This is a genomic window from Bacillus sp. AY2-1 (assembly GCF_008368965.1).
Lineage (GTDB): Bacteria > Bacillota > Bacilli > Bacillales > Bacillaceae_G > Bacillus_A > Bacillus_A thuringiensis_S.
On the sequence record NZ_QPEL01000029.1, the window covers coordinates 1 to 6,603 of the forward strand.

Here is a 6,603-nt window from a genome sequence, read left to right on the forward strand (position 1 = left end):
TTTTTTTGTTGAGAGGGAGAAATATTGTTTCCCATTTTTCGATTTTGTTTTGCTTGTTTTATTTCCTCTTGGTATTGTTTTCTTACGTATGAATTCCAACGAAATCCACAAGCGGCAGGTGTCCTATTTAGTAGTTTTGCTACTTCTTTGAATGCAGCTAACTGTGTTCCACCGTTACGAATATTCTGGAGTACTGTTGATGCGAGAAGTAAATCGTTATCGTTAGTCCAGGAATCTTGTCTTGAGATTACCACGTTTTGACCTCCTTTACATGCTTTATATTACATATATGCAATTACTTAAAATGATAGAAGTTTAACTTATCTTAAAATAATTAGGAGTAAGTTGATAGAAGTATGTACTATTTAAAATGCGAAATTGCATAAAAATTAGATTGACTATTTGTTATAAGTGTAACTATAATGGTTACAACAATGTAGCTAAATTAATAGGTTTGATGTTATGAAGTAGTTGTATTAATGATGTATAAGCAAATATTAACAAATGAACGGAGTTGGAAATATAAGAAGCTAATATAAAAAAGAATTAAGGCCATATAAAACATTTTATAATCATATACAAATTAAAAGAGGTGCACATTTTGAAAATTTTTAAGGGAATTATAGTTTCTTCAATTGCGTTAACAGCATTTAATGGAGTAGGTGGACTACTTCCAAGTGATAAATCAGAAGTTGCCTATGCAGCTAGTTACAATTATTCAAATAAACAAATGAACTCTACTGTACATAAGCAAGTTACGAAACAATTAATTTTGAAATTTAAAAATGAGGCTAATTTGCCATATCAAGATGGAATAGAAAAATTCATTAAAGAAGAAAAACAAGACCCTGAATTAATTAGAATTTTAAACGAATACCCAAATGTAACTATAAATCGACTTTTTAGTTCTTTAAACCCTAAAGAAATTAAAAATTTAGGTAGAGAAATAAACGACTCCGAACATATTTCTTCCAATTTGCTAAACTATTATATTGTAGAAAACCAAGGTGATATTGATGTACAAGCCTTACTTTCAAAATTTGAGAAATCATCACTTATTGAAACGGCATATCTACAGGAAGAAGAAACGCCACCTGAAGAGCGTTTATCAAATTTATCTGTTAATCCATATGATGAGCCTAGACTTACAAGGCAAGGTTACCTTGAACCAGCACCATTAGGAATTAATGCACCTTATGCTTGGAGTATAAAGGGTGGAGACGGAAAAGGAACAACTTTTGTAGATATGGAGTATGGTTGGTTATTAAGTCATGAAGATTTAGTGAATCAGAAGATAGAATTGATGTCGGGACAGAATAAGAGTGAACACCATGATCATGGTACCTCAGTTTTGGGGATTGTTTCTGCGGAGGATAATAGCATAGGTGGAATTGGGATTGCACCAAAAGCTAAGGTAAAGGTTGTATCCCAGATTAGGGATAACGGAAATTATAATACAGCTGATGCTATTTTAAGTGCGGTTAACAATATGCAAGCTGGAGATATTCTTTTACTAGAGGCACAAGCAACTTACGATGGATATGGAGATAAGAACTATTTTCCTGTGGAAGTAAAACCAGACATATTTGATGCAATTCGTATGGGAACAAATAAGGGAATTATTATTATTGAAGCAGGTGCAAACGGCGGAAATGATTTGGATCAATTTAGAGACCGTAATGGTAAACAAGTTTTAAATCGTAATAGTCCTGATTTTAAAGATTCAGGAGCAATTATGGTTGGGGCAGCTTCTGCAAGGGTTCCTCATAAGCGTTCATATTTCTCTAATTACGGTAGTAGAGTGGATGTATATGGATGGGGGAATGCAGTAGATACTACAGATGCTAAACCAAGTGAATTTATAACAAATCTATATACATCTAGTTTTGCTGGAACATCTAGTGCATCGCCTATTATTGCTGGTGCTGCAGCATCAATTCAAGGAATAGCAAAAAATAATCAGGGAAAAGTATATACACCAAGCCAGATTAGGGCTATTTTAAGTGACCCTAGTACTGGAACGAAATCTAACGATCCAATCTCTGATAAAATTGGTGTTTTACCTGATCTAAAAGCTATTTTATCTAAACTTGGTTTTTCACCAAACTTAGGTAATGATTCTTCCATTGTATTTCCTGAGGAACAAGAAATAAATAAAGGAAATAAGGGAAATGAAGGATCTACTATTACATTCCCGAAAGAAGATACCGCTAATAGTGAAGAGGACTCTAGCTTTATTTTCCCAGAATAATTGTAGGGATATCTTCTATTTAACATAAAGGAATTTTATATAACTAGTTGAGTATAATACTATTGAGATAGGTTCTTATGTGTAATAGCATAAGGGCCTACCTGTTGCACTTTTTATGGCTAAATTTTCTTCAATAGAGAAAATCCAAGCAGTGAAACGATATTTAGATGGTACAGAAAGCGGAAAACAATTGCTAAATCTATAGAAGTTACTCCTAGCTTACTTCGTGAGTGGATTAGACGATATGAATCTTCAGGTGCAAATGCTTTTGAAAAACGCTACCTACTCTACCCAGTATAAACTAGACGTACTTAATTATATGAATGAACACCGGACATCTATCAGAGAAACAGCGGCACTTCTCAATATTCCGTCTTATGAAACACTTCGGAAATGGAAAATAGCGTATGAAACAGGAGGATTGGATGCACTACATTCAAAGAAAAAGGGGCGTCCAACCATGAAAGATAAAAAAATAAAACAAGTAGTAGAGGGTTCAATAGAAGCACTACAAGCGGAAAATGAGCGTTTACGTATGGAAAATGCATATTTAAAAAAGTTAAATGCCTTAGTTCAAAGCAAAAAACAATCATCAAACAAGACAAAGCTCAAGTAATATATGAGTTAAGGCATGAATTTCCTGTCAAAGAGTTACTTCAACTCGCAAACATTCCATGTAGTACGTACTGTACTATTACTGGATCAAACGGTTCAATCGTTCTGATTCAAATGCGGAGGTAAAAGAACTGATTCAAGAAGCTATTTATGATGAACATGATGGGTGTTATGGGTATCGGCGTATTCGTGATGAACTGATGAATCGTGGACACAAAATAAATCATAAAAAAGTGTATCGCCTTATGAAAGAATTAAGGTTAAAATGTCTTGTTCGTATGAAAAAATATCGCTCTTACAAAGGGACAGTTGGGAAAATTGCGCCGAATATTTTAAATCGTAACTTCCAAGCTGACAAACAAAATGAAAAGAGGGTTACAGATATTACGGAGTTTAAGTTATTTGGGGAGAAGTTATACCTATCACTAATGTTATATTTATTTAATGGTGAAATTATCACGTATACAATTGGTTCAAGATCGACCTATTCCCTTGTTTCAACAATGTTAGAACAAGCCTTTGAACGTGTAACAAATCAAGACAAACTCCTCATTCATTCTAATCAAGGGTGGCACTATTAAATGAAACAATACCGTCATTCTCTTAAGCAATGTGGCATAACACAAAGTATGTCTTGCAAAGGAAACTGTTATGACAATGTCGTTATTAAAAAAAATTTTCGGTATCATGAAATCTGAATTTCTGTATCGAAAAGAATTTGAAAGTATAACACATTTCAAACAAGAATTAGCAAAGTATATAGACTACTATAAACATAAAAGAATTAAGGCAAAATTAAAGGGTATGATCCCGGTATAATACCGGGATCATACCCTAGAGGCTGCCTAATGAAACGACCTGTCTAACTTTCGGGGGTCACTTCATAAGAAATCGACTTTTTAATGAGTAATTTAATGTCTTTATTAGAAATGAGCTTGATTAAATTAAAGCCAAAATATCTTTTGGGGTATTTAATATATAATCAGCTTTTTCAAAACCTTCTTTTGTCTTTGAGCCCCATAAAGCGAGTGCAAATTTAACACCAGCACTTTTCGCGCATTGCATATCGTATATAGAGTCTCCGATGTATACTGTCTCATTATTAGGGACATCTAATTGTTTCAAACAAGCTAATAATGGTTCAGGGTGTGGTTTATGTTTATCCGTATCACACGCACAAATTGTATGTTCAAAATGACCGCTTAGACCAAATGGTTTGAACTCATCTATTAATTCTTGCTTAGTTTTTGATGTAACAATACCAAGCTTTAATTTACTAAGGGATAACTCTTTAATAATGCTTTCTAATTCTTCAAACACGGAGACTTCATGAGAAAAATCTAGTACAGATTTGGCCCATTTCGGATGAATAACGTCTATATTTTGTACATTTAATTTTTTTAAGGTTTCTTTTCCAGGAATCCCTAATGCGAATCTTAGATCCTGTAACGCATAATCTTTCTTTAGTTCTTCTTTTAAAACTTTTTGTAAGGATTTTAGTATTGCTTTTTCTGTGTCTAGAATTGTGCCGTCTACGTCAAAAACAAGAGATATAATCAAAATAAACCCTCCCTATTTTTTAAACTTCACTCGCAATTACTACTTCAACACCGTTTTCTTTTAAAATGTTATATAAATCATCAGACATAACTTGATTTGTAATGAAAGTGTCTATAGATTCAAGCATTAAACCCTTATAATTTCGACGCTGATTCCATTTAGTGTGATCTGCCACTAAAATAACTCGATCAGCATGTTTTATTAATTCACGCTTGAAATAAATATCTTCTTCAAAACCATAGTATATCCCGTCTTCTGTAATACCAGCGGTTCCAATAAACACCTTGTCAAAGTGATAATCTTTGAGTTTTTCAGTGGTAGAAGTCCCTGTAGTATGTCGAGAAACCTTATTTAAAGTTCCTCCCAAAAGGTGAATAGTCGTATCTTCAGATTGAGCTAACATATAAGCAGTATCAATTGAATTCGTCACAATAGTTACGTTCTTTGATTGCAAATGTTGAGCTACAAAGTTGACTGTTGTTGAAACGTCTAAATAAATCATGTCATTGTTTGCGATTATATTTGCAGCCTTCATTCCAATCAATTTTTTTGTTGCTAATTCAGTCTGTGATCGCTTTTGGTACGTATCAATTTTCTTATGAAAAGTAGCTAAAGCCACGCCACCATAAGTTCTAACTATTGCTTTATTTTTTGAAAGTTTTACTATATCTCTTCTTGCAGTATCTCGTGAGATATGAAACATTTCACACATTTGTTTTATATTCATAGTTTTCTGTGTTTCTAAATAATTAAAGACTCGTATCAATCGTTCTTCTTGATTCATAAGTAACCTCCATAATGATACATTAAGTTAAAATAAGTTAATTTTCAAGTTATTTTAAGTTATTAAATATATAAAAACTCTTTGGTTAAGTTATTTTAAGTAAAATTAGTGAAATTTCATTTTAAATGCCTTTATAATTTCAAGCGATTTTATGAATGATTTAAAATTTTATCGTTGGAAGCATAAATTTGCCGCTAAGAAAAAGAACCATAACTTTGCCAAAGTGGCAAAGTTATGGTCTAAATCACAGGAGGTCATTTTAATTGTTTGAAAGGTGATCAAGTGTTAATAATGAAGAGGGTGTTTTAATTTTCTTAATGTATTATAAAACGTAGCTGAAAAGGTTATATAAAGGTTATGATATAATAAAATTCAAGTATAATAAGGGGGATTAATTAGATGATTTTTCAAAGCATGATAACAGCTATTATAGAAAAATTACAAGAGACGGTGAATCCCTATTGGATAATTGTGTTTGGATCAACGGCTGAGAACAGAGAACGAGAAGATAGTGATATTGATATAGCTTATTTAAGTGACACAACTTTAGGGAACTATGAACGTTTTTTATTAGCACAGGAGTTAGCTAACATTGTTCATAAAGATGTTGATTTAGTTGATTTATCCGAAGCTTCTACAGTTTTTCAAGCTCAGATTATACATACAGGAAAGACAATATTTTGTTCGGATGAAAGACGTAAGGTCATTTTTGAAATGAAAACCTTAAAAATGTATTCAAAATTGAATGAAGAACGACAGATAGTATTTGATGATATAAAGAAAAGAGGTTCTATATATGAAGAATGAGGTTATTTTAAATAAAATTTCTACAGTAGAGCGTTGTATAAAAAGAATCCAAGATGTGTATGGAAATGACCCTGAAAATTTAGAGGATTTTACAAAACAAGATTCAATAATATTGAACATACAAAGAGCTTGTGAAGCGAGTATTGATTTAGCAATGCATATTGTTGCGGGGAAAAAATTAGGACTACCCCAATCTAGTCGAGAGGCCTTTGATTTATTGGTTACAGCAGGATTACTTAGCGCTGATCTAGCAAATAAGTTAAAGGCGATGGTTGGATTTCGTAATATTGCTGTTCATGATTATCAAAGTGTGAATTTAGATATTGTTCGTCAAATTATTGAAAAACATTTAACTGATTTTAAACTATTTACAAAAGAAGTAATGGGGATATTGGAATTTTAGGTAAAAGAACAGGATATTAGGGCTGAGAAAGAAAGTAATTCTATGATTCCCAAACCAGCTATTGAAACAATCACTTAATTTCGTAAGAAGAAACGCGGTCATAAGATGAATTTGTTTATGTTGTAGTGAGGCTTTGCATGAGATTTGTGTAGATAAATAGTAGGGAAAATATCCATATACAAT

Annotated in this window: 6 protein-coding genes and 1 pseudogene; 4 read left to right on the forward strand and 3 right to left on the reverse strand. The window is 32.4% G+C overall.

From position 1 onward, the window contains the following. On the reverse strand, positions 1-254 hold a 254-nt coding region (locus DN403_RS08135), incomplete at its 3' end, for an RsfA family transcriptional regulator (RefSeq protein WP_149185387.1). A gap of 347 nt (positions 255-601) precedes the next feature. Here DN403_RS08135 and DN403_RS08140 point away from each other — a divergent pair. Further along, positions 602-2,251 (forward strand): S8 family peptidase, encoded by a 1,650-nt coding sequence (locus DN403_RS08140; protein ID WP_098834025.1) that lies wholly within the window; start codon positions 602-604, stop codon positions 2,249-2,251. Between the two features lie 115 nt (positions 2,252-2,366). Next, positions 2,367-3,685, forward strand: a pseudogene (locus tag DN403_RS08145) (IS3 family transposase). A gap of 120 nt (positions 3,686-3,805) precedes the next feature. Here DN403_RS08145 and DN403_RS08150 read toward each other — a convergent pair. Next, positions 3,806-4,426 carry an HAD family hydrolase gene (locus tag DN403_RS08150; RefSeq protein WP_097889085.1) on the reverse strand — a complete coding sequence of 207 codons (621 nt, stop codon included), beginning with the start codon at positions 4,424-4,426 and terminating at the stop codon, positions 3,806-3,808. 19 nt (positions 4,427-4,445) lie between these two features. Then, positions 4,446-5,210, reverse strand: coding sequence for a DeoR/GlpR family DNA-binding transcription regulator (locus tag DN403_RS08155; protein ID WP_097889086.1), 765 nt, complete (start codon positions 5,208-5,210; stop codon positions 4,446-4,448). 399 nt (positions 5,211-5,609) lie between these two features. Here DN403_RS08155 and mntA point away from each other — a divergent pair, with 399 nt between their 5' ends. Further along, positions 5,610-6,017, forward strand: coding sequence for a type VII toxin-antitoxin system MntA family adenylyltransferase antitoxin (gene mntA / locus DN403_RS08160; protein ID WP_046956012.1), 408 nt, complete (start codon positions 5,610-5,612; stop codon positions 6,015-6,017). Then, positions 6,007-6,420: a type VII toxin-antitoxin system HepT family RNase toxin gene (gene hepT, locus DN403_RS08165; protein WP_046956013.1), complete on the forward strand. Its 414-nt coding sequence runs from the start codon at positions 6,007-6,009 to the stop codon at positions 6,418-6,420. The genes mntA and hepT overlap by 11 nt, the downstream gene beginning before the upstream one ends. The last annotated feature ends 183 nt before the right edge of the window (positions 6,421-6,603 follow it).

Excerpts from the sequence above, each read along its gene's own strand:
- DN403_RS08155 (WP_097889086.1), bottom strand. The coding sequence starts at position 5,210 with ATGAATCAAGAAGAACGATTGATACGAGTCTTTAATTATTTAGAAACA.
- hepT (WP_046956013.1), top strand. The coding sequence starts at position 6,007 with ATGAAGAATGAGGTTATTTTAAATAAAATTTCTACAGTAGAGCGTTGT.
- mntA (WP_046956012.1), top strand. The coding sequence starts at position 5,610 with ATGATTTTTCAAAGCATGATAACAGCTATTATAGAAAAATTACAAGAG.